This window comes from Paenibacillus sp. FSL R5-0713, from assembly GCF_037973325.1.
Taxonomy (GTDB): Bacteria; Bacillota; Bacilli; order Paenibacillales; family Paenibacillaceae; genus Paenibacillus.
The window spans coordinates 684,112-708,063 of the sequence record NZ_CP150229.1; the positions used below are offsets into that span (position 1 = coordinate 684,112).

22 protein-coding genes are annotated in these 23,952 nt (G+C 48.2%); 17 read left to right on the top strand and 5 right to left on the bottom strand.

Translation table 11 applies throughout. From position 1 onward, the window contains the following. Nucleotides 1-16 precede the first annotated feature (16 nt). The 4 genes from MKZ12_RS03215 (at nt 17) to MKZ12_RS03230 (ending at nt 4,883) form a co-directional block, all read left to right on the top strand. Complete coding sequence (locus MKZ12_RS03215) at nt 17-2,221, top strand: hypothetical protein (RefSeq protein WP_339258685.1); 2,205 nt, start codon at nt 17-19, stop codon at nt 2,219-2,221. A gap of 164 nt (nt 2,222-2,385) precedes the next feature. Further along, on the top strand, nt 2,386-3,117 hold the full coding sequence (locus MKZ12_RS03220; RefSeq protein ID WP_339239401.1) for an ABC transporter ATP-binding protein: 732 nt from the start codon (nt 2,386-2,388) through the stop codon (nt 3,115-3,117). Between the two features lie 19 nt (nt 3,118-3,136). After that, nucleotides 3,137-4,384 carry an ABC transporter permease gene (locus tag MKZ12_RS03225; RefSeq protein WP_339258686.1) on the top strand — a complete coding sequence of 416 codons (1,248 nt, stop codon included), beginning with the start codon at nt 3,137-3,139 and terminating at the stop codon, nt 4,382-4,384. A 112-nt stretch (nt 4,385-4,496) separates the two neighbouring features. Continuing rightward, entirely contained in the window at nt 4,497-4,883 is a 387-nt protein-coding gene (locus tag MKZ12_RS03230; protein WP_339258688.1) for a hypothetical protein, read from the top strand. A gap of 182 nt (nt 4,884-5,065) precedes the next feature. Here the strand turns inward: MKZ12_RS03230 and MKZ12_RS03235 are convergent, their stop codons facing one another. Then, nucleotides 5,066-6,334 (bottom strand): NAD(P)/FAD-dependent oxidoreductase, encoded by a 1,269-nt coding sequence (locus MKZ12_RS03235; protein ID WP_339258689.1) that lies wholly within the window; start codon nt 6,332-6,334, stop codon nt 5,066-5,068. A gap of 194 nt (nt 6,335-6,528) precedes the next feature. Here MKZ12_RS03235 and MKZ12_RS03240 point away from each other — a divergent pair, with 194 nt between their 5' ends. From MKZ12_RS03240 to nadE, 3 genes are all read left to right on the top strand, one after another. Continuing rightward, nucleotides 6,529-8,223, top strand: coding sequence for an ATP-binding protein (locus tag MKZ12_RS03240; RefSeq protein WP_339239405.1), 1,695 nt, complete (start codon nt 6,529-6,531; stop codon nt 8,221-8,223). 221 nt (nt 8,224-8,444) lie between these two features. Continuing rightward, nucleotides 8,445-8,879 carry a BrxA/BrxB family bacilliredoxin gene (locus MKZ12_RS03245; protein ID WP_278297014.1) on the top strand — a complete coding sequence of 145 codons (435 nt, stop codon included), beginning with the start codon at nt 8,445-8,447 and terminating at the stop codon, nt 8,877-8,879. 138 nt (nt 8,880-9,017) lie between these two features. Beyond that, nucleotides 9,018-9,827 carry an ammonia-dependent NAD(+) synthetase gene (nadE, locus tag MKZ12_RS03250; protein WP_339239406.1) on the top strand — a complete coding sequence of 270 codons (810 nt, stop codon included), beginning with the start codon at nt 9,018-9,020 and terminating at the stop codon, nt 9,825-9,827. Nucleotides 9,828-9,986: 159 nt separating this feature from the next. On the opposite strand, the gene MKZ12_RS03255 is transcribed toward nadE, so the two are convergent. Further along, nucleotides 9,987-10,802 carry an alpha/beta fold hydrolase gene (locus MKZ12_RS03255; protein ID WP_339258691.1) on the bottom strand — a complete coding sequence of 272 codons (816 nt, stop codon included), beginning with the start codon at nt 10,800-10,802 and terminating at the stop codon, nt 9,987-9,989. Nucleotides 10,803-11,051: 249 nt separating this feature from the next. On the opposite strand from MKZ12_RS03255, the gene acpS reads away from it, so the two are divergent. Further along, entirely contained in the window at nt 11,052-11,450 is a 399-nt protein-coding gene (gene acpS, locus MKZ12_RS03260) for a holo-ACP synthase (RefSeq protein WP_339258692.1), read from the top strand. A gap of 29 nt (nt 11,451-11,479) precedes the next feature. After that, the gene (gene mutY / locus MKZ12_RS03265; protein ID WP_339258693.1) at nt 11,480-12,850 is read left to right on the top strand and encodes an A/G-specific adenine glycosylase; all 1,371 of its coding nucleotides are present in this window, start codon (nt 11,480-11,482) and stop codon (nt 12,848-12,850) included. A 272-nt stretch (nt 12,851-13,122) separates the two neighbouring features. On the opposite strand, the gene MKZ12_RS03270 is transcribed toward mutY, so the two are convergent. Further along, nucleotides 13,123-13,734, bottom strand: a complete 612-nt coding sequence (locus tag MKZ12_RS03270; protein WP_150364015.1) for a superoxide dismutase — start codon at nt 13,732-13,734, stop codon at nt 13,123-13,125. A 418-nt stretch (nt 13,735-14,152) separates the two neighbouring features. On the opposite strand from MKZ12_RS03270, the gene MKZ12_RS03275 reads away from it, so the two are divergent. The 8 genes from MKZ12_RS03275 (at nt 14,153) to MKZ12_RS03310 (ending at nt 21,084) form a co-directional block, all read left to right on the top strand. After that, nucleotides 14,153-14,578: a GNAT family N-acetyltransferase gene (locus tag MKZ12_RS03275; RefSeq protein ID WP_278297013.1), complete on the top strand. Its 426-nt coding sequence runs from the start codon at nt 14,153-14,155 to the stop codon at nt 14,576-14,578. Nucleotides 14,579-14,900: 322 nt separating this feature from the next. Next, a complete protein-coding gene (gene lepB / locus MKZ12_RS03280; protein WP_339239412.1) occupies nt 14,901-15,506 on the top strand; it encodes a signal peptidase I in 606 nt (201 codons plus the stop codon). A gap of 172 nt (nt 15,507-15,678) precedes the next feature. Continuing rightward, nucleotides 15,679-17,556, top strand: a complete 1,878-nt coding sequence (gene queG / locus MKZ12_RS03285) for a tRNA epoxyqueuosine(34) reductase QueG (protein WP_339258695.1) — start codon at nt 15,679-15,681, stop codon at nt 17,554-17,556. 15 nt (nt 17,557-17,571) lie between these two features. Further along, complete coding sequence (locus MKZ12_RS03290) at nt 17,572-18,603, top strand: HD domain-containing phosphohydrolase (RefSeq protein WP_339239414.1); 1,032 nt, start codon at nt 17,572-17,574, stop codon at nt 18,601-18,603. 165 nt (nt 18,604-18,768) lie between these two features. After that, nucleotides 18,769-19,032, top strand: coding sequence for a YneF family protein (locus tag MKZ12_RS03295; RefSeq protein ID WP_017690778.1), 264 nt, complete (start codon nt 18,769-18,771; stop codon nt 19,030-19,032). 113 nt (nt 19,033-19,145) lie between these two features. Beyond that, nucleotides 19,146-19,739, top strand: coding sequence for a GTP cyclohydrolase I FolE (gene folE, locus MKZ12_RS03300; RefSeq protein ID WP_339239415.1), 594 nt, complete (start codon nt 19,146-19,148; stop codon nt 19,737-19,739). Nucleotides 19,740-19,933: 194 nt separating this feature from the next. Then, on the top strand, nt 19,934-20,788 hold the full coding sequence (locus MKZ12_RS03305; protein ID WP_339258697.1) for a lipoate--protein ligase family protein: 855 nt from the start codon (nt 19,934-19,936) through the stop codon (nt 20,786-20,788). A 71-nt stretch (nt 20,789-20,859) separates the two neighbouring features. Continuing rightward, complete coding sequence (locus MKZ12_RS03310) at nt 20,860-21,084, top strand: hypothetical protein (RefSeq protein WP_091039003.1); 225 nt, start codon at nt 20,860-20,862, stop codon at nt 21,082-21,084. 152 nt (nt 21,085-21,236) lie between these two features. On the opposite strand, the gene MKZ12_RS03315 is transcribed toward MKZ12_RS03310, so the two are convergent. Next, nucleotides 21,237-22,517: a Fe-Mn family superoxide dismutase gene (locus MKZ12_RS03315; RefSeq protein ID WP_339258699.1), complete on the bottom strand. Its 1,281-nt coding sequence runs from the start codon at nt 22,515-22,517 to the stop codon at nt 21,237-21,239. Between the two features lie 159 nt (nt 22,518-22,676). Continuing rightward, complete coding sequence (locus MKZ12_RS03320; RefSeq protein ID WP_339258701.1) at nt 22,677-23,702, bottom strand: alpha/beta fold hydrolase; 1,026 nt, start codon at nt 23,700-23,702, stop codon at nt 22,677-22,679. Nucleotides 23,703-23,952: the final 250 nt, after the last annotated feature.

Genomic DNA, 23,952 nt, shown 5'->3' on the forward strand with positions numbered 1-23,952 from the left:
AGGAGTGTATATAATCATGAAAAAAGTGAATCGTTGGGTAAAATTGTCGGTATTGTCGGGTACGTTGGTGGCTGGATTGCTGGGAGCTTCGCAGTCAACTTACGCAGATAGCTATAGCAATAACAGTAATGGTAATCTGGATCTGAATGCAGGTTTGCGTCTGGAACTGGGATCTCTTCTGTCAGGACACCGGGACACAGGTTACGGTACCAATGGTAGCTATGGAGGTTCATCCAGTGCAAGCGGAGCATTGAATTTGGATCTTGGACTCAATGCCGGCTTATCCTCAGAGAGCACGAACCGATACAATGATCATTCTTCCGACCACACTGCTGAGCGTAGCAGTTCTGGCAAGCTAGGCCTTGGCTTGAATGCCAATGTGTCGGGAGAAGGTACAACGATGAGCGATTATTCACGAGGCGGCGATGGTCGGAACGTAAACAGCAGCTATACGAGCGAAAGCCGTGGAGCGCTGGGTCTCGGTCTGAACCTTAATGCGGAAGGTGAGAGTGCAACAATGACTCAAACTGAACGCAATAACAGCGTGAACGACCGTGAGCGTAACACGAGCAGTAATTTCATGAATGAAAGCCGTGGTGCGCTGGATCTGGGTCTGAACGCCAAAGCGGAAGGTGAGAGCGCAACAATGACTCAAACTGAACGCAACAACAGCGTGAACGACCGTGAGCGTAACACGAGCAGTAACTTCATGAATGAAAGCCGTGGAAGCTTGGATCTGGGCCTGAACGCCAAAGCGGAAGGTGAGAGCGCAACAATGACTCAAACTGAACGTAACAACAGCGTGAACGACCGTGAGCGCAACACGAGCAGTAACTTCGCGAATGAAAGTCGTGGAAGCTTGGATCTGGGTCTGAACGCCAAAGCGGAAGGTGAGAGTGCAACAATGACTCAATCTGAACGTAACAACAGCGTGAACGACCGTGATCGCAACACGAGCAGTAACTTCATGAATGAAAGCCGCGGTGCGCTGGATTTGGGTCTGAACGCCAAAGCGGAAGGTGAGAGTGCAACAATGGCTCAAACTGAACGCAACAACAGCGTGAAAGACAGCGAGCGTAACGCAAGCAGTAACTTCACGAACGAAAGTCGTGGAGCACTGGATCTGGGTCTGAACGCGAAAGCCGAAGGTGAGAGTGCAACAATGGCTCAATCCGAACGCAACAACAGCGTGAAAGACAGCGAGCGTAACGCAAGCAGTAACTTCACGAACGAAAGTCGTGGAGCACTGGATCTGGGTCTGAACGCGAAAGCCGAAGGTGAGAGTGCAACAATGGCTCAATCCGAACGCAACAACAGCGTGAAAGACAGCGAGCGTAACGCAAGCAGTAACTTCACGAACGAAAGTCGTGGAGCACTGGATCTGGGTCTGAACGCGAAAGCCGAAGGTGAGAGTGCAACAATGGCTCAATCCGAACGCAACAACAGCGTGAAAGACAGCGAGCGTAACGCAAGCAGTAACTTCACGAACGAAAGTCGTGGAGCACTGGATCTGGGTCTGAACGCCAAAGCGGAAGGTGAAAGTGCAACAATGACTCAAACTGAACGCACTAACAGCGTAAACGATCGTGATCGCAACACGAGCAGTAACTTTACGAATGAAAGTCGTGGAAGCTTGGATCTGGGTCTGAACGCGAAAGCCGAAGGTGAGAGTGCAACAATGGCTCAATCCGAACGCAACAACAGCGTGAAAGACAGCGAGCGTAACGCAAGCAGTAACTTCACGAACGAAAGTCGTGGAGCACTGGATCTGGGTCTGAACGCCAAAGCGGAAGGTGAAAGTGCAACAATGACTCAAACTGAACGCACTAACAGCGTAAACGATCGTGATCGCAACACGAGCAGTAACTTTACGAATGAAAGTCGTGGAAGCTTGGATCTGGGTCTGAACGCGAAAGCCGAAGGTGAGAGTGCAACAATGGCTCAATCCGAACGCAACAACAGCGTGAAAGACAGCGAGCGTAACGCAAGCAGTAACTTCACGAACGAAAGTCGTGGAGCACTGGATCTGGGTCTGAACGCCAAAGCGGAAGGTGAAAGTGCAACAATGACTCAAACTGAACGCACTAACAGCGTAAACGATCGTGATCGCAACACGAGCAGTAACTTTACGAATGAAAGTCGTGGAAGCTTGGATCTGGGTCTGAACGTAGATGCGGATGCAGAAAGTGAAACTACATCTGTGGTGGAGACAAATCGGTAATATGAGATTTTCACTGTAATATGAAGAAGCAGGGGCTCCGGAACCCCTGCTTCTTTTTTTGCCGAAATAAAAACGCTCAAAATGATCAAACAAACAGCTCACAACTCGTATACAATAAAATGAGTTGATCTAATAAGCCCCGAATCAGAACAGGAGTGTTCGATATGAAGATAGAGCATGGAGGTACAGTTACACAGGAGTCCATATTGGACGTACATATTACAGAGGCAGGATACGAGCCAGGACAATCGACCATTCGCAATATTCGAATGAATGTGGCGCGAGGAGAGCTGGTAGGTATTATCGGTCCAAATGGTGCGGGCAAAAGTACCACGATCAAAACACTGCTTGGTCTGCTGGAACATGCAAACTATGAAGTGACAATTGGGGGAGATGGTCGCTATGCCTATATCCCGGAGCAACCGGTTTTTTACGAATATATGACCCTATGGGAACATCTTGATCTGGCCGCAGCAGCGTATGAAATGGAAGAAGAGGTCTTTGTCGCCAGAGCGGAGGAGTTGTTGGTTCGCTTCGGCATGGACCACGTTCGGAATGATCTTCCAGCCAGTTTTTCGAAGGGCATGCGGCAGAAAATGATGCTGATGATCGGTTTTCTGTCTTCGCCGGATATCTATATCGTGGACGAGCCGTTCATCGGATTGGACCCCCGTGCAACCAAGGATTTTCTGAAATTACTTGATGATGAACGCCGCCGTGGTGCGGGTGTGCTCATGTCTACGCATGTGCTGGATACCGCTGAACGAATCTGCGACCGATTTATTCTGATTGCTTCTGGCAGATCTGCTGCCGAGGGTACATTGGATGAGATCCGTGAAGTGGCAGGACTGCCGGGAGCCTCTTTGTTCGACTGTTTTGATATACTGACGACTTAGATAGAGAGGGTGAGAGAGGATGGAAACTTCCCGGCGTTATACACCACTTCGTTTATACAAGCGAAGACGCAAAGAGCATTTCAGGGAGCAGATGAAAAACCTCAGACTCGTCGTGGATTGGACGGTGTGGGTATACCTGCTTGTTCCGGGTCTGCTCTATCTGATTGGGTGGTACATGAGTTTATGGACCAAAATGCTGCCTGCATGGGCAACAGGATTACCACTTCCCGTACTGACCGGGCTAATTGACGTGGTCATGCTTACCGGGGGTGTGCTGATATTTGTGGAGGAAGCGGATGTATTGTTTTTGAAATCAAGGTCGTTGTGGATGCGCACCCTAATGAGGCAAGGGCTCTACCGGTCCTGTCTGCAACATCTGGGCAAGATGATCTTGGTTACAGCACTAACTGCTCCTCTGTGGTCCCGTGTCTATGAGATGTCGAATCTCCAGATTGCACTTATGGCTGTCTGGTTCGGCGCAGTAGCTTCATTTCAAGCGATAACACTACATATCACGAAGGTTCGATATACGGGTTGGCGACGCTGGATTCGGATGGTCCCTCTCGTGATTGGCATAGGTTATATGACCATCCATGCGACATCATGGATGCATGAACAGACGTGGAAAATTATCTTTGGCATCGTGCTTATCATGCTTCTTCTGATTACCGTTGGACAGATGAGGCTGTTAATGAAGGGAACGTTTGAAGGGGATGTACGAGAGGATCTGCGGAGCAGGCTGCAGCTTACAGCTCTAATGTTAAGTCGGGCGGTGAGCAAGCCGAAAGCTCCACGAACACGGTCCATAATCTTCCGCAAACCACGGAAACTGTTACGCAATCGTTCCATCGCGAATCGGACAGCAGAGATTGCGTTCAAGGCGTTTTTTCGGAACTCGGCCACGATGAAATTGTATTTGCAGCTTGGCGGACTATCCATTGCAGCAGTTGCATTACCCCCTTTTCCGGTCAATGTCATCGTGTGTGCGTTATTAATCATCATGTTGACGGTGATGTTTTATCGTTCCTGGGATGTTTTTGCAACGTCGGACTATGTTCAGCTTATAACGTATGACTCGGAGGCCCTGCATCGTGCAGGTTCTATGATGGTTCGAATGTTGTTCGTTCCGATTGGTATTCTGATGGGATTCATGCTGGGATTGGCCTGGCTCGGCTGGATCGTGGGTATTCTGACAGCTGCAGGGGCGGTGGCCTTCGGACTTTGTGTATTAACTATTGCCGGATGGGTTCGGCTTACACGTGCCTAAAGGAATTCCTTACTAAGTTAGAGCATATCACGCGCTATAACTGACCATGCTATAGAAGAAGAATCTCATCTATGAGTGATGAGAGATTAGCTGTAGCAAGGAGGAAGAGATAATGATGATGGATAATAGCGAACTACAGGTGCATTTCTCAGACGGTTCAGCGTTGAATGCCGCCAAGGCAACCTTGGAGGAATTGGGATATAAGCCATATCAGTCTGGCCCGCTGGAATTGTATATCCCCACAGATCGCCAAGATCCTCAGTCTGCTGTAGAGATTGTACAATCTCATGGGGGAAGTGCCGTATTTGCCTCGCAGACGGAAGAACTGGATCAGTTTCAGAACATATCAATTCCGGCTCATCTCGTGAATGAGGACTGGAATGAGGGGTATGCGAGCGGAAACCAGAGAAGCCAGACGGAGCAGGGCAGACATAACTATAGCGAGGACCCGACATACGATGATTCGGCTGATGGATTCTCAGGCAGTGTCAAGGCATAGAAGGGAAAGATCACAAGCTAAGAGTGGTTCGTTCCGTCTTACTAAAATGAAATAATGCCCAAAAACCCCGATACTCCACAGACAGTGGATATCGGGGTTTTTGACATCTGAAGCAATTCATCGCTGATGATGCCAGTAGGCATGAGTTGTAATCAAAAGCGGACTTTTTTGAACAACCTCTACTATAATGTAGCGTGCTTATATTCAGCCGCATGCATGCCAGCCGTATATCCGGTGGAGAAAGCAGCAGTGATATTATATCCGCCGGTGTAGCCGTGAATATCCAGCACTTCACCGCAAAAGAATAGTCCAGGCAGCAGCTTGGATTCCATTGTTTTTGGGTATATTTCCTTTAAGTGAATTCCCCCCCCAGTGACGAAGGCTTCTTTGAGTGATCTCGTTCCGTCTGCACGGAAGGTAAAAGCTTTCATTAACCCACATAAGTTGCTTAACATGCCTTTGGGGAAATGGTGGAACGTAAGGTCATCACAGATCTCTGCCCGTTTCATCATTAATGGAATCATGCGCTCTGGAACCCATGTTTTCAGTATGTTTTTGACAGCCTTGCGGGACTCTTGTTCCAATACCTGTTGAACCTGTGCTTCCAATGCACCTGCGGACAACTCTGGGAACAGATCAATGCTCATGATGACCTGTGGGTTTCCAGACTTCATCTGAACTTTGCGGATAAATTGGCTACAACGCAATGCAACCGGTCCAGACACTCCAAAATGCGTGAAGATCATATCCCCGCGATGAGAGATGACGGTTTTTCCTTTGGCATCCAATACAGATAAGCCGATATCCCTCAATGACAAACCTTGCAGTTCTTTGGATTGAATCCAACTCTCCCCAGATACAATAGGCACTTCGGTTGGATACAACTCCGTAATCGTGTGACCCGCAGCCTCAGCCCAGGGGTAACCGTCTCCGGTTGATCCGGTTTGAGGTACGGATTTGCCACCAGTAGCGATAATGACAGAACGTCCAAGGATCGTTTTGCCGGACATCAATTTAACACCCTGTACTTGCTGACCGTTCTGAATGAGTTCCTTCACCGGTTCTTTGGTACGAATCTCAACGCCGAGGGAGACAATTTTGCCTACCAGCGCATCCACAACTGTTTTTGCTTTATCGGTTACTGGGAACATTCTGCCGTTGTCTTCTTCTTTCAGGGCGATTCCGAGATTCTCGAAGAAACGCATGATTCCCTGGTTGTCCAGATTCTGAAATGAACTATATAAAAAGCGTCCATTACCCGGAATGTGTCGGATGAGTTCATCCGTTTCCTTGGCATTGGTTACATTGCATCGACCTCCGCCAGATATGCCGAGTTTACGACCCAGTTGATCTCCTTTATCCAGCAGAAGCACGGATGCTCCATGCTCGGCAGCTGCAACGCAAGCCATCAGGCCCGCGGATCCGCCACCAATTACAATGACATCATACATATGTTATTACCCTCTTTTTTCATTGATTTTGTCTGTTTTACGTAAACTGTGTCTACTCCTGGCTTTTTCTGAAATATAATGGAGTTGAGGCAGTTCTATTGTGCAGTCTTAAGGGATATATTGTAATATACTGTCGCCTATGTTTTAATCAGAAATACATGAGGGAATGTGCAGGCAGAGGAGGAGATGGCATTGTGGTTGCGTTAAAGGACATGCTTTTACAAGTACTGCTGGCAGGGACGGCGGTATTTCTGATTCCCTTATTCCGTCTGGTACTCTCCAAGCGGGCTATTGCCAAAATGGATCATGCCGGAACCGTTTATACCAGTTTTGCTGTGACAAGTGCCCTGAGCATGCTATTGTGTCTGCTATTTGCACTCTATGCAAGCCCGGTAGCTGTACCCATATCATTAAGTATTGTACCTGTGATACTTGTTATTTTGTATTGTAAAACCGCTATAGGCGTAACGCTGTCCATTCTACATATTCTCTTCTATTTTCTGTTTGCGCATCCCTATGATCTGTACGGATTTCTCCTTCATACGGGCATTCTTCTCTATCCTATTGTATGGTTGTCTGCCAAACGATTCAAGCATAATACACCTTCACGCAAAATGACGATCCTCATTATCCTAATTACAATGGAACTGGTTGTAACGAGTCTGTTATGGATCGCATCCCTCCAGAATGAATCCACGTACTCTGCAACCTACCTGATACTTACAGCTCTTGGATATACCGCAGGAGCCATTGTTGCAGGCATTCTGAGTCTGCTATGGCTGGAACGGATGAAGCACTATCGCGGACTGGAGCAGCATCTCTCGGAAGTACACAACCGATACATAGACGAATCGGAGAAACTTCATCAGATTCTGAACGCAGTGCCGCTCTCCATTGCCACCGTAGATAAACAAGGCACAGTGATGTTTGTCAATGAGATGATGAAGCAAATGGCAAGAGAACAGCTTCCCTGTACCTCCACCCCTGATCTCATTGGACAGCCTGCCACTCAATTTGTTGAACAAGGTCAGGCGGACAAGATGGATAAAAGCATTCGCAGAGCCGTCGTTCATGGTGAGATTAGTGGATTGACCGTTCGTTACGGTGCAAACGTCTTGCAATCCCGAACCGTTCCGATCTATGCCTTTTCAACAGAGTCTGCGAGAGAAGTAACAGGAGCCATGCTGATCATTCAGGATATCACGGAGCTTGAGATGCTGCGAAGTGAACTCGATAATGTGGATCGTCTCAGTCTGGTAGGGCAGATGGCTGCAAGCATTACGCATGAGGTGCGTAATCCCATGGCAGTTGTGCGGGGCTTTCTTCAACTGATGCAGGAAAAGAGTCCGGACTCCCTGGATCACTATTACCGGATCGTTCTGGAAGAGCTGGATCGGGCCAACAGTATCATTAATGATTTTTTGTCTCTGGCTCAGAATCGTATTGCCGAGAAAGAGGAATCCCAGCTGCACGATATCATCCATGAACTCAGTCCATTGTTATGGGCGGATGCGAACCTGCGTGGTCAGAGTATTGAACTCATGCTCGCCCATAATGTGCCGAAGTTGCATCTCAATTCAAAGGAAATCAAACAGGTGGTATTGAACCTGGCCCGTAACGGGATGGAAGCCATGAATGAGAAGGGTGTGCTTACGCTGGAAACGCGGATCGTGGATGATAAGGTGGAACTGTGTGTACGTGACACAGGACCGGGTATACCCCGGGTGAAGAAGGAAAAGCTGTTTGAACCTTTTTACACGACAAAAGCGAAGGGAACCGGGCTTGGATTGTCGATGTGCCTGAGTATTGTGGAACGACATAATGGAACCATCACTGTGGAATCAGAGGAAGGTCAGGGTACCACGTTCAAAGTGGCATTTGAACGTTAGTCATTCAGCATATTTTGCCAGACAATGAGACATAATATTATAGAGAAAGCCTTTCCGCAGGCGGTTTCTGAATCTTGCTTTCATTGCTTATGGATGTATAATAGGAATAGCACCTCATTACATCCATAATGTTCGATATGAATGTAACGTTGTTTTGGAGAGTTATTCGCCTTTAATTCGATCGAGATCATAGAACAACCATTTATAAGGAGTGAAACCGAATGTCAATGTCATTTGATCAATACATGAAAGATATGGTTCAACCCATGCGGGATGAGTTAACTCGTCTAGGAATCCAGGAGTTGCGTACTCCTGAAGAAGTGGAAGCAAGTCTTCCAGATGCAAAAGGAACAGCACTGGTTGTCATTAACTCTGTCTGCGGATGTGCCGCAGGTCAATGCCGTCCAGGGGTGTCCCAAGCACTTCAACACGATATTACACCGGATCACCTGTACACTGTATTTGCTGGTCAGGACAAGGAAGCAACTGCAAAAGCACGTGAATTCTTTGCACCGTATCCTCCATCTTCACCGTCCATCGCTCTGATGAAAGACGGAGAACTCGTTCACTTTATCGAGCGTCATCAAGTGGAAGACCGTTCTGCAGAGGAAATTGCGGCTGATCTGACAAATGCATTTGAACGTTATTGCCGTTAATTCGCTCCATAGAACGCCCCGCCCTTCGGATCACCGATGCCGGGGCGTTTCATTTTGGATAGATAAGGTTATTGAACCATTCGGACCTTTCAAGATGGACATCAAATTTCATTAATTTAGAAACGGGGTGTGTGAACGATGAGTTTGCAACAACAGATCATCGCTGAATTGAAGGTTAAACCAAGCATTAATGAAGAAGAGGAAGTACGCAAGCGTGTTGATTTTCTGAAGACGTATGTTAAGAATGCGGGTGCCAAGGGTTTGCTGATTGCGATCAGCGGCGGTATTGACAGTGCAGTGGCAACGGCGCTTTGCAAAAAAGCGACGGACGAGCTTACGGAAGAGAATAAACAAGAGTACAAAACGCTGGGTGTGTTCCAACCTTATGGTGAACAATCCGATATCGACCACAGCTACGCTGTAGCGAAAGCATACGATCTGAAGCATGTTGTGGAAACGAATATTGAAGATGCGGTGAACGAGATTGCACTGGAAGTGGAGCAAGGATTCAAATCCTTGGGTAGCCCACGCCATATGACTCACCAAGGCAAAGGTAACGTTAAGGCGAGAACTCGTATGGTGATGCAATATGCGCTTTCGTTTGAAGAAAACCTGCTCGTTGTAGGTACGGATCATGCGTCCGAAGCCATCACGGGCTTCTATACCAAATGGGGCGATGGTGCTGTGGATATCACACCACTGAGCACGCTGAACAAACGTCAGGTACGCCAGCTGGCAGCATATTTGAAAGTGCCACAGGCTATTTTGGACAAGGCACCATCTGCAGGGCTATGGGAAGGTCAGACGGACGAAGATGAGCTGGGAATTTCGTATGAAGCGAACAGTGATTATCTCGAAGGAAAACAGATCGATCCGGCTGCCCAAGAGCGCCTCGAAGCGTTCTATACGCGTACACATCACAAACGCAATGCCATTCCGGGTATCTAATACGGATGGATGAGCAAGCTTGTTATAAGCTGTTAACACCAATATTGAAATACATTCCCTCTTAGGGAATGCAAAAGAGTCACTGCTCACACAGTGACTCTTTTTTTATGTGGAACGAGAAACTGCAAAAATCCAGGTGACTACAATATTAAAGAAGAGTTAGCTACTCCAGTCTTTGATCTGTTGCAGGGTCTGGGTGATGACTTGTTCCAGTTGCGGAGTTGTTTCTTTAAATGGATGAACAGTATTGAAGGTATGGTTTCCCTCATTAATCTGGTGCCATGGGATATCAGGACGGGCTTGAACAAGTGCAGCAGAACCCTCCCGAAGACGCTGCGGATCTTCCGTTCCCTGAATGAGTGCGACTCGCAAAGGTGAAGAAGACAGGCGGTCAATAATAGCGTAACGTTCGCTGTGCTTGTCCAGGTCTTCCAGTATAGACACGTCCAGTGGCATCTGCTGACCTGTACGTCCGTTAACGACATGGCTGCGGCCCTGCGTACGCATTTCTTCTTTTTGCTCCGCTGTGAAGAGATCCAGATTGGTTACGCCATTCCAGGAGATGACACCTGCCACCTGTTCGGGATGATCCAGTGCATAGACGAGACTTACGCCCGCACCTCGACTATGACCAACCAGATATACAGGAAGTCCGGTGAATTCAGGTTGTGTAGCTACATGCTCCAGTACCAGGGCAAGATCGGCAAGCTCCCGGCTGTAGGTATTCACTGCGAACTTTTCCAGTTCGGAGAATTGCTCCGGATATTCACCGATACCGTTGTGAGAGAAATTAAAGGTCAATACATGATACGTCTGGCTTAGCTGTGAAGCTGCGTAAGGGAACATGCCCCAGTCTTTGAAGCCTTTGTATCCGTGAGACAGAATGATGACGCCCTGAGCGGGGTGTTGTGCAGGGAAAAAGTCGCCGCGAATGATAGCATCTACGTCAGTGGGCAATTCAAAAGTGATGGGCATAATTCAGACCTCCTCAGAATTTCAGACGATTCCTGATTTATATTTTAGCATATATGGTAATGCCGATAGGTACTCGCTTCTGGACGCCCCTCCTGCTACAATAGAATACGTGTTCGGAGAGTTACGGATCATGTGATTGAATGGGGATATTTTACAATGCATGTTCAAAAAGAGCGGTTTTCAGTACCGAGAAGGTGGGACTTTTGAACAACCTCTTACAGTATAAAAGATTAAGCGGGTGAAGCGTTGATGATATATGGCATTGGCAATGATGTGCTGGAGATTGGACGTATGCGGAAGCTGCTGTCCGGTCGCCATGCGGAAGCTTTTTTGAAACGAATATTAACGCCAGCAGAGCGGGAGATTGCGTTCCATCGGGGGAAGCGGATGACGGAGTTTGTATCCGGTCGATTTGCAGCGAAAGAAGCGGTGTCCAAGGCATTTGGGTGCGGTATTGGTGGCATTATGGGCTTTACTGACATCGAAGTGCTGCCTGATGGGACAGGACGTCCGGTGGCCTCGCTGTCCAGTCAGGCCTGGGAACGCCTGCAGCTGCCATACGACAAACAATATGACATACATTTGAGCATTACGCATCAGACGGAATTGGCAGCGGCCTTTGCGATCGTAGAACAGATGGAAAAGTAGCTAGCTTGGCAATAGGAGAGGACGGAAATATGGGTTTACAGGAACAGAAACAACATTTCAGCGTGAATTTGCTGGACTGGTATATGATCAACCGACGGGATTTGCCGTGGCGTCGCCACAACAATCCGTATTTTACGTGGGTATCAGAGATTATGCTTCAGCAGACACGGGTCGATACGGTCATTCCGTATTTCAATCGTTTTATCGGGAATTTTCCAACCGTGCAGGCACTTGCGGAAGCACCCGAGGAGGATGTTCTGAAAAATTGGGAGGGACTCGGCTATTACTCCCGTGCACGTAATCTTCAGGCGGCTGCGAGACAAGTCATGGAGCTGCACGGAGGCGAGATGCCTCAGGACAAGCAGGCTGTCTTCGCATTAAAAGGGGTAGGCCCCTATACGGCCGGGGCCATTCTCAGCATTGCCTTCAACCAGCCGCAGCCTGCGGTAGATGGCAATGTTATGCGGGTCCTGTCCCGATACTTCCTCATTGATGAGGATATTATGAAGGGCAGCACCCGGGTGTTGATGGAAGAGCTCGCAGGAGAGCTCATTCCGGAAGGGCGAGCGCGTGATTTCAATCAGGCGCTGATGGAACTTGGCGCGCTGGTGTGCACGCCCAAAGCGCCGCATTGCCTGACTTGTCCGGTCATGGAGCAATGTTCCGGCCGCATCGCCGGAAGAGAGCTTACGCTGCCGGTCAAGACCAAGGCGAAGCCGCCGCGGCCTGAGCAGCGGCTGGTCGCGATTGTGGAGGGCCGCGGCGATCACCGCGGCCAAGTGCTTGTGCGCCAGCGCCCAGACACGGGCCTGCTGGCCCGGATGTGGGAGCTGCCGCATGTGCTCGCGGCGCCCGCCGCAGCCAGCAAGAAGGCGGCGCCGCTGGCGGATGAGCCGGCCATGGCCTTGCTGGCCGGCAGTCTGTGGGCGGAAGGCTTCGCTGCCCGCCCGGAAGGGCTGGCTACCCATGCAGAGCATGTGTTCAGCCACATTGTCTGGAGCCTGCAGGTGTACAAGTGCACCGAGCAGGACCAGAGCAGTGAGCTTCCGCTAATCGTAGCGGAAGCCAGAGCCGCCTACGACGCACAGGCGGCAACGAAGGAGGGCACAGCCTCATCTTCTGCTGTGTCACCTGAGTCAGCCACAACGCATTCATCGGAGCCAGGCACGCCTAATTCGCAGAACATTATCTCAACATCGCTTAACGATGGAGAGAAGTTAATGTCCCCATCTGATGTTAGTGACCTGGCGCTGAACACTCCGACACTGACAGGGAAAGGCGATGGCTTGACCTACCGCTGGATCGGACCGGAAGATATGGACAAGATGGCATTTCCGAATATATTTCTGAAGCTGATCAGCAGTTATTTTGCCGGTGCGTATGATCAAGTGAATGATTAAATGGGGGAGCTAACGAATCTGAGTGACGTTATCTTAGCTAAATTAACCTAAAAGTGCGAATCAACGCCCTTATTTTGGGGAATAGTTACGCTGAGATTCGTTAGGTTCACGATACGATGAAATATGGAGCAATAGCGTGTCAGTGGTTCGTTTAGAAAAGATATCCATTAACTATAACTATACCGATTGCGATAGCAAAAAAGAGAGCCTGATCACGGTCACGATGACCGAATCAGGCTCTCTTTTATGTTAACTGTTGCATGCGAACAGTCTTATTTTGCAGAAGCGTAACGCTTGTTAACTTCATCCCAGTTGATTACATTCCAGAAAGCACCGATGTAATCAGGACGTTTGTTTTGATATTTCAGGTAGTAAGCGTGCTCCCATACATCCAGACCCAGAACCGGAGTCAGACCTTCGAAGAGAGGGCTGTCTTGGTTAGGTGTGCTAGTGATGGACAACTTGCCATCTTTGCCAACTACGAGCCAAGCCCAGCCGGAACCGAAGCGAGTTGTAGCTGCTTTAGCGAAATCTTCTTTGAATTTATCAAAGCCACCCAGTTCGCTATCAATTGCTGCAGCGATATCGCCTGTAGGAGCGCCGCCGCCGTTAGGTCCGATGATTTCCCAGAACAAGCTGTGGTTAGCATGTCCACCACCATTGTTGCGAACCGCTGTGCGGATGCCTTCAGGTACGCTGTCAAGGTTAGCAATCAGATCTTCCAAGCTTTTTTCTTGCAGTTCAGGAGCGCTTTCCAGAGCTGCGTTCAAGTTCGTTACATAAGTATTGTGATGGCGATCGTGGTGAATTTCCATCGTTTGTGCATCGATATGTGGTTCCAATGCGTCGTTAGCGTAAGGAAGTGCCGGTAATTGAAAAGCCATAATGAAATACCTCCTGAGATTTTAGGTTTTTTTAAATCAGGTACATATGTAATAATACCCTTGCCACTAATATTAAACCGCATTCGGGCTAATTAAGCAACATTTTTGTTTATTAAGTCCCCCGAAGCGTTGATTTAATCATGGGCCAGAGATAACAAACATATTTTACCCTTTATGAATATATTTATGTGATTTTAATAGACAAAAAAGCAAAAACTTGAATAATCGTATTGTAAACGGTTACAATTAAGCGCTTTCAAAAGAAAATGCGTGTTTTATGGAGTAAAGTATGGTTTAATTGACGAAGAAGCGGTATTTTCTCGTTTTTTGTCATTATATGAACATTGGGTTTTTGGTAAAAGGGAACTCCTTTTTGTAAAAAACCTCATCTAAGCTAACGAAAAGGGAGATTTAAGACATGCACGTTCGTTCCTTTCAGTTGAGTGATGCAAGCCAGATGACGGAGCTTCTCCAGGTTGCGCTATCGGAAGAGTGTTATGAGAACACGATGGGCCCGTTTGCCCGTCAATTGTCATGGGATTCTGACCTGATCATGGTTGCGGAAGAAGAGGGAGACCTCGTCGGCGCTTTGATCGGTACGATTGATCAAAACCAGGGTTGCATCTACCGTATTGCGGTACATCCAGACTATCGTCGCCGTGGAGTCGGCAAAACACTTGTCGAGGCTATGGAACAAAGGTTCCAGCAGCGTAAAGTCAGCCAGGTATGGGTGGCGGGTGATGAGCACAACAAAGTAGCCATGCCTCTATATGAAGCTATGGGTTACGGTGCCAATCAGATTATGAGCGCTTTCCAGAATCTTAGTATTTTGTCTAAAGCTTAGTTTGCATGTTTAAAAAGAAATAAAAAAGATGTTCATTTCATATTAGGCATATCTCTTTAACGTGTAAAAACGTGAGAGATGTGCCTTTCTATTTGTATGAAGGACCTTTACGTAATATTCCTCTGATTTTCTCATTCTCTGAACACGCTTCGGTGTCTCACATTCAATTAGACCACTGCGCCTAACCAGGCTATACACATGATATCCAAGGTATTGGTGCTCATAACCAATTGTTTCACTCTTCCAAATGAAGTAGACTGAAGGGGAGTATGATCATCATTGTGCAAGCTTAATTCAACTAATTAATAAATGAGGTGTCCCTTTGAATTCCAATCATCATTCAATGGAACATATGGCTTCCGAGGAACGTAATCAACCGCCAAAGCCTGAACAACCGGAGAAATCCTGGGTGGTCGAGCTGTGGGACTGGGTCAAAACGATTGTTGTTGCTTTTGTCATCATGATGCTGCTGAATCTGTTTGTGTTTAATCTGTCGATGGTCAAGGGACAGTCCATGCAGCCGACATTGGTTGAGCGAGATCGTCTTTTCGTCAACAAAATTGTATATCATCTGGATACACCTTCCCGATCCGATGTAATTGTACTTCGTGATCCAAGTGAAGGTGTGGAGAAGAAGGATTTTCTGGTAAAACGGATTGTAGGACTTCCGGGAGATACCATTGAAGTCAGGGATCACCATCTGTATGTGAACGGCGAGCGTCAAGCGGAAACGTACACCGATATCGAGGTGCAAGATCCCGATTTTGGCCCAATCACACTGGAGCCGGATCATTTCTTCGTGATGGGAGATAATCGTCATGAAGGCAAAAGTAAGGATAGCCGAGTGTTTGGCAGTATTACATCTGACCAGATTGTAGGCAAGGCTGAATTTATTTTCTGGCCGTTTTCTGAATTGAAGAAATTGTAAAATTATGACAGGACAACAACTTCAGACTGCATTTTGCGTTAAACCATATAGACTCGATCCGTTTTGAATGCAAGTAAGCAAGGCATATATAGAAATTAACGCCTGTCCTCTTACCGTGAGGCGGGCGTTCACTATTTACGGAATACGTGTCGGAAGAAGAGAGGGAAGAGAAATGACGAGCGTACAGACCGGGGCAGCACAGGAAGCCTCCGTATGGGAGAAGTTAAAACAGGAGATCAAGGCAGCTGGCCCCGGACTGGGCATTGATGATATCGGATTTGCTTCGGCGGATCCCTTTGTTTCCCTGAAGTCGCTGTTGGAGCAGTCGCGGGATAAGGGGTATGCTTCAGGTTTTGAAGAACCAGATATTGAAAAAAGGGTACACCCTTCCTTAAAGGAGGGCGAACCGGCGTCTCTTATTGCGATAGCAGTAGCGTATCAGTCCAAGATGGTGAATCCACCGAAATCGGAGCCTGGTGCGTATCGCGGCATTTTTGCCCGTTCAGCTTGGGGTCAGGACTATCATCAGGTGCTGCGTACAGCGATGGACAAGTTGGTAAACTTTATACGTGAACGTGTACCTGAAGCCATGATCGAAAGCATGGTAGACACAGGAGCACTGGTGGATCGTGCGGTGTCCCAGCGTGCGGGGATTGGTTTTAGCGCCAAGAACTGTGCCATTATATCACCCAAATTCGGTTCATGGATTTTTCTCGGGGAACTGGTAACGAATATTCCCTTTCAACCGGACACTCCTGTGACCGAAGACTGTGGTGAATGTACGAAATGTATTGATGCTTGTCCGACAGGCGCATTGGTTGGGCCGGGGCAGTTGAATTCACAGCGTTGTATTTCTTTTGTAACCCAGACGAAAGGGTTCGTGGATGAAGAATTTATGCTGAAAATAGGCAACCGTCTGTACGGTTGTGACACATGTCAGATTGTCTGTCCGAAGAACCGGGGCAAGAACTGGGATCACCATCCCGAGTTTCACCCCGATCCGGAGATTGTGAAGCCACTCCTGCTGCCGTTACTGGATATCGGTAATCGGGAATTTAAGGAACGTTTCGGTCAGAGTTCTGCCGCTTGGCGGGGCAAGAAGCCAATTCAACGCAATGCCGTTATTGCCCTGGGCAATTTCAAAGACAAAAGTGCTGTACCCAAACTTACAGAAGTATTAAAACGTGATCCGCGCCCCGAGTTGCGGGGAACCGCAGCCTGGGCGTTAAGCAGAATTGGAGGAGAAGACGCCATGAGAGCAATTGGGGAAGCTGCCGCTAACGAACAAGATGGGAACGTACTAAGCATGCTGCAGAAGGCCGAGGAGCGACTGAGTTCGTCCGAGACCTTACCCAAACAGCCAGAGGCTGGACAAGTGAGTGAGAAGCAGCCAGAGCAACAGAAAGAGCGCAATGCATTACAGGCGTTACAACAGGATTTGAAAATGGAAGCGGGGAATGAACCGGGTAGTGAGCAGCCTGCACAGCCTGCCAAACCAGAAGCCGCAGCGTGGAGACCTTCTGCAGTTACGGGTCTTCATGGCAAGCCCGTATACTACGATGAGGTACTGACACCGATTGGTACACTTACGTTATGCGCGACGGATGAAGGACTGTGTCACATTGATTTTGGCGCATTTCACGTACGTGAGGCTCATCTGCAACAATGGGCCCGTACCTGGATTGGCGAGTATCGATATGAGAAGAATGAAGAGAAGCTCAGCGAAGCTGCAAAGCAGGTACAGCAGTATTTTGCAGGGGAGAGAAAAACGTTCGACTTGCAGCTTGATCAGCTTGGAACACCATTCCAGCTACAAGTATGGCAAGTTCTGTCCGATATATCTTATGGAGAGGCCTCATCACACCAACAGGTTGCGGAAAAGATCGGCAGACCCAAGGCTGTTCGTGCAGTTCTGGACGCCATTAGCAAAAATCCGATTCCGATTATTATTCCCTGTCACCGCATCAGCGGTAAAGACGGAACCCTGGTGGGTTATGTAGGCGGTCTGCAAACCAAGGAGCAATTGCTCGCATTGGAGCAGCAATCGTAAGAGCGGGGGACGTTCATGAAGTATGTAAACGTGGAGAGCGTGGAAGCGGGGGAACTTCTGGGCAAGACGGTATATTCCAGTAACGGTACGGTACTGTTGTCCGCCGGAGTCCAGCTCACCGTATATATGGTCAATACGCTGAAGCGTATTGGCGTGACCATGCTATACATCCAGGATGAAGCGTACAAAGATGTGGATACAGAGGACATTCTGGATGAAACCACGAAACGGGCAATAATTAACGAAATGAGTGTCACACTCGAATCCATTCGATCCGGCAAAGATTGGAGTCCTAGAAAGGTCGCCCTCAGTATAGAGAAGTTGCTAAACGATGTACTGAACGGACGTGAGCTGCTCGTGCAGCTTACCGATATTCGTACCAAAGACAATGCACAGTATGTTCATGCGATGAATGTATGTTTGTTATCTTCGGTCATCGGACTGAATATGGGACTCAATTATAATCAACTGAAGGACCTTGCTGTGGGGGCATTATTGCATGATATTGGCAAAGTGGGGGAACCTCCTGGCAGTGGCTCGGTTGCAAATTCTTCGCTGCACCATACATGGCGGGGATTCGAAGTGATTAAGAACAAGCGGGAGTTCAGTCTGTTGGTCGCCCATACAGCCCTGCAACATCATGAGCATGTTGATGGTACAGGTATGCCAAGAGGTATTAAAGGGAATGACATCCATCTGTTTGCGAGAATCGTCAGTGTGGCTAATATCTATGATAATCTTATTAATGGGTTATTGAAGGACAGTCTGTTGCCACACGAGGCATGTGAAGAGATGATGGCGTTGTCTGGTACCAAGCTGGATCGGGACATTCTGATCGAGTTCAACAAGAGTGTATCCGTGTATCCCAACGGTACTGCAGTACGACTGTCTACCAAAGAGACTGGCGTCATTGTGCGCCAACATCGGGGATTGCCCGGCAGACCTGTAATCCGGGTGGCGCGCGGAAGTACGCGTTATTCTCTGGATGTGGTTGAAATTGATCTGGCTCAGCATACAACCGTTTTCATTGAAGCCGTCATGACGTAGCTTATGTGCGGTTCAACTGGAAAATCCGTTTGCTCAAGGCGTGCGGAAATGCTATGATACTTTCAGGAAATCCGGTCTGTGTCAGGTTTGCAACATATGCGCTTAACATCATGAATTGACACGGATTATCAGGCTTTTTAGAATGCATACAGAGGTGTCTAAGAGATGGATATTGTTATACCGATTATCACATTGATTGTTGGTCTGGTCGGGGGATTTTTCATCGGGGTGTTCTACTTGCGTAAACAACTTGAGAAAATGCAAAGCAATCCGGACATGCTTCAGAAAATGGCGAAGCAAATGGGCTACAACCTGAATGGCAAGCAAATGCAGCGTGCCCAGCAGATGATGAAGAATCAGCAGCCAGGAGCGAAAATGCCTCAGCCGCAACAGCATCCTGCGCGTAAAAGTTCGGGCCGCCGAAAATAATAGCAGGGAATGGCTGCTTAAAGTGCGTGTTCAAAAAAGTTGGATTTTCAGTACCTGAAGCGGACTTTTTGAACAACCTCTTACAGTAGTGGTTCGAAAGGAGGCGTTCGGCAGTGGCTGGCGTTAAAGATTATGTGAATTCAAAAGTATCCGACAATCGGGAAAAGATCGAGTATCATGTAGAGCAGATCCTGAAATTGATCGGAGAAGATAGTACACGTGAAGGGCTGCTTGAAACGCCTGCACGTGTGACCCGAATGTATGAAGAAATTTTTGGTGGATATGAAGTAGATCCGCGCGATGTGCTCGGTGTCACGTTTGACGAGAATCATGAAGAACTGGTTATCGTCAAGGATATCGTCTACTACAGCCAGTGTGAGCACCATATGGCGCCATTTTTCGGCAAAGTGCACATTGGGTATGTACCCAGCGGCAAGATCGTTGGTTTGAGCAAAATGGCTCGTCTGGTTGAAGCGGTAACACGTCGCCTGCAGGTTCAGGAACGTATTACTTCACAGATCGCTGACATTCTGACAGAAGCTGTCGAGCCTCATGGCGTGATGGTCGTGGTGGAAGGTGAGCACTTGTGCATGTGTTCCCGCGGCGTGAAGAAACCGGGAAGCAAGACGGTAACGTCTGCTGTACGTGGTTCTTTCCGTGAGAATCCGGCACAACGTGCAGAGTTCCTGTCTTTGGTAAAAGATTAAAATTCGGTACGTCCACTTCATGGACAAGCCGAATCAGTAGGTCCTTGTGGTTTTGGAAGCGGGAGCTTCTGAAGCCGCAGGACAGGATATAAATAAGCCGTGTTCCCAGGGGAACCGGCTTATTTATATATGGCGTTATCATTTCTATATATACTGAATACATACGAATTCGTTAAGCCGGAGGTAATGGAACGATGAGTGCATCTTCCCATTCAAGAGACCCGATACAGTCGGAAAAGAAACTACAAGCAGATAAACATGCTACATTGCGCCTGCAAATCTGGGAGACACCACTCAAGCGACAAGGCAGTAGTGTACTCGACGCTTTTGCATGGGAAGAAGTCATGTGCAGACGGGTTGGGGCAGGGCATCTGCCAGTTGCACACATATGGCGACATCCAGATGCCTTTGTAGCCGGTCTGCGTGACCGCAGGTTGCCACGGGCTGTAGAAGCGATGGAACGGATAAGAAGCCAAGGGACAGCAGTCTGTGTTCGACCTTCCGGTGGAGCGGCCGTACCTCTGAATCCAGGGGTAGTTAACGTGTCATTGATTCTGCCTAATCCCGGACATGCGATCAATATCCATGATGATTTTCGGGAGATGGCTTCGATTATTGCCGACTCGCTGACGCCATGGTCAAACCAGGCGCAAACAGGTGAGGTCCAGGGTGCTTTTTGCCCGGGGGATTATGATGTCAGTGTAGGTGGGCTGAAATTCTGTGGTATTGCCCAGCGCAGACAGGCAAAGGCGTATATTATTACTGCTTTTATCATCGTGGAGGGGCAGGGAGATCAACTGGCAGCAGACGTGCGTCAATTCTATCAACATGCATCAGGCGGAGCCAGTGAAGGATATCCTGATGTTCAGCCGGGCACGATGGCCAGTCTGAAGGAGTTGGCAGGTGTCCCTTCTGCCGCAGCCTATACCGCCTCATTGGTACGAACTCTGCGTGATCGCTATCCACAGGCGGAAGCTAGCAAAGTGCTTAGCGTTGGCTCTGAAGAAGTGCGTCTGACAGCTGAGCAGATGAAGCTGCGCTATGACTGAGTTCTTGATAATCGGACTTGGAATTGGGTAATAGAGATGATATGATGTGATTTCGGAAGGAGAGTGTTAGGATGGAGACGTTGAGATATACGTACTTATATGAGGTTGTATCTACAGGCGAAAAGTCTGAGTTCAGCCAGATGGCAACAAGCAAGGAAGAGGCTGCTGCACTGATCGTTGCTCGTATCGCCGATCTGGAGTTTACCGATGAGGCAGATATCAAGCTGGGCGACCTGATCGCTATTAGCAAACAAGTTGGCGACAACTATGTAGCGTGCGAGGGCTGTGCTTCTTAAGTGAGCATAAGCATTTTGAAATAGAAAGTCTCTCAAAAGATAAGCAAGTCTCTATTACATGGGGCTTGCTTTTTTGTTTACACCAAAAAGAGATATCTTGCAGTCATTCGGCTGGAGATATCTCTTTTCATTCCATCTAACTAAGCTCAAGCTTAATAAGGCGGCCACAACAACTTGCGTGCTGTTTCGTAACGCTCGGCAACAGCGGGCCAGTAGACGACATTCCACCAATCCTCGATATACTTTTTGCGTTCATTCTGGTGTTTCAGATAATAGGCATGTTCCCACACATCCAGCGGCAGGAGTGGAACGATATCGGACTGGGACAGGTTCTGGTGTTTTTCCGCCTGCAAAATCTCCAGACGATGTGCTCTTGGGCTCCAGACAAGCATCGCCCAGCCACTGCCTTCCACTTTGTTCGCCGCTTCCGTGAATTGATTCTTGAACGCTTCATAACTTCCGAAATCCCGCTTGATCTGCTCTGCGAGCATGCCGGAAGGTTTACCGCCGCCAGCAGGATTCATAATTGTCCAGAAGATCGTATGCAGGTAGTGGCCTGCCCCGTTGAAGGCGAGTTCACGTTCCCAATGCTTGATGAGTTCAAAGTTATTCTTTTTTCGCGATTCCGCCAGCTTCTTCTCTGCTACATTTAGTCCGTCCACATAAGATTGATGGTGTTTATCGTGATGGATACGCATCGTTAGCTCATCAACATGTGGCTCCAGCGCCTTATACGCATAGGTGAGGGGCGGCAGGGTATGTCCTCCAATGGGAACCGGCTTTTCTTTTACTGGAGGTGCTGTAGAGCTGGGCACGGCTTGTGTTGTTCCGGTAGAAGGCGCCTGAACGGTTGTGGATTGAATCTGTGCTGAAGTAGCAGGTGCGTTTACATTCCCCTCTTGAGAAATTGGAGCTTCTGAAGCTTGGCGATGGGTGGTTGCTGAGCCTGACGTATGCAGTGCATTTTCCAGAAAAAGTGACGGCTCCAAATTTGTTTCTCGCAAGATGCCAGGTTGGCCAAGCGTATCCAATACGCCCAGAAAATACTCTGATTCGCGGATCAAATGCAAAATAAGTACTTTGGCAAGCGGAACAACTTGCACCGCAGCACTTTGCTCCAGAAGAACATACAGCTGTTTGATGAACTCTCTCGATTGCTGCCGAGCAGCCGACACAAGTTGATCGATACAACGAACGATGTAGGGAGCAGGCGGATGGGTTGCGGGCAATAGTTGTTTTAACAGCTGATTCGCTACTCGCTCAGTGTTCGCAAAGGTAGCCTCCCATTCCTCTAAAAGCTTGACGTATGGGGGCTCCAGATCGGGCACCAGTGCATGAATGACGAGTGTATGTTCTTTCTCCTGCTCTTTCCAGAAACGGATTTCTTCCAAGGTCCGCAGAGGCAGCAGGTGACCATATCCATCCCAGTTCATATATGGTGGGCCTCCTTCAGTTGAATTTCATCGCATATGTAGACCGTTGCTTCATGCGTCCCAAGAGTATATTCCGCCGGGCTGTTGTCCTATGAGTGCAAAAAAAAGAGCCCCTGAGGGGCTCAAGAATCAACGGAAAATCCGATGATTGAAATTTGGTTATTCTCCACTATTCGTGTTCTGCACATCGTCACTGCTTGTTTTCGTTACATGACTCAGGAAAGTCGAGACACGGCGCAGATATTCCTTTGGATGCTCCCGGAAGATCAACTCATGGTGTGCATCCTGGACGATCCATACATCCGAGTACGGATTGGTCTGGTTGGCGGCGAGCTGTTCTGCAATCGGGTAAGGCGCCTTCTCATCTTCCGTACCATGAATGAAGAAAATCGGGAACGGATAATCTTCCTTTTTCACTTCCTGGTATGGAATCTGCTGCAATCCAGTACCATTCAGAACAGGGAACAACAGTTTCATGATCTCCAGTGTAGGCTGACGCGGCAGATCGATCTGGTTATGAATGTTGTGGTACAGCGTATCCGGCTCAAGCAGGAACGTACTGTCCAGAATCATCGCATCCACTTCCTGTGTAATCAGTCCGGTTTGAAGCGCCGTACCGGCACCCATGGAGAAACCCCAGACTACCAGTTCCTGCGCACCGCGCTGCTTGGCGAACTGGATGGCACCCAGCAATTGCTGTGACTCAGCCTTGCCACCTGTGGCTACAGCTTTGTTCACCTGTGAGGCGAAGCCATAATCGAACATGACCACATTGAAGCCAAGTTGATGGGCATAGTGTGCCAGGTCATACATGGGTACCCATGTTTCTTCACGATTGGCACCATAGCCGTGACTGAAAATAATCGTTTTGCTTGCGGCATTGTCAGCAGGGATATACCATCCTTGCATTGTCCGGCTGCCATCTGCTGCCGGGAACGTGATGTCTTCGTACTTCATATTCTTGGCCTGCATCGGATTGGAGAAGACAGGCGCTACAGTCGGGTTGGATAATACCCATGCGATGTAACCATGCAGTGCAATAAAACAAAACAATAGAAAAAATACAACGGAGAGCAGCAGCGCTACGATAATATGTTTGAACCGAATCAGCCTCGGTGATAGGGAAGAGGGCAGATCGGACACTTTTGTTTGCAGCGGGGCTTCGCTCTGGGATGTTGGATACATGAATGCCCCTCCTTTGAAGTTCAGTTGAAGATAACAACGACATGAAAAGAGAATTGCGTTTATTTCAGAGCCTGCTTCAGAGCGATATCTTAATGTAATATATCTTTATCGTATGTTCCAATATAGTCAAAGTCAATTGATTGAGGGCATTTGTTACGCAATTGTTATATAGTTCTTAAGATATATGGGTAACATTACCTTAGTGTGTAAATTACAGGGGATTAAGTCTTATAAAAAGGAAAATTTTACA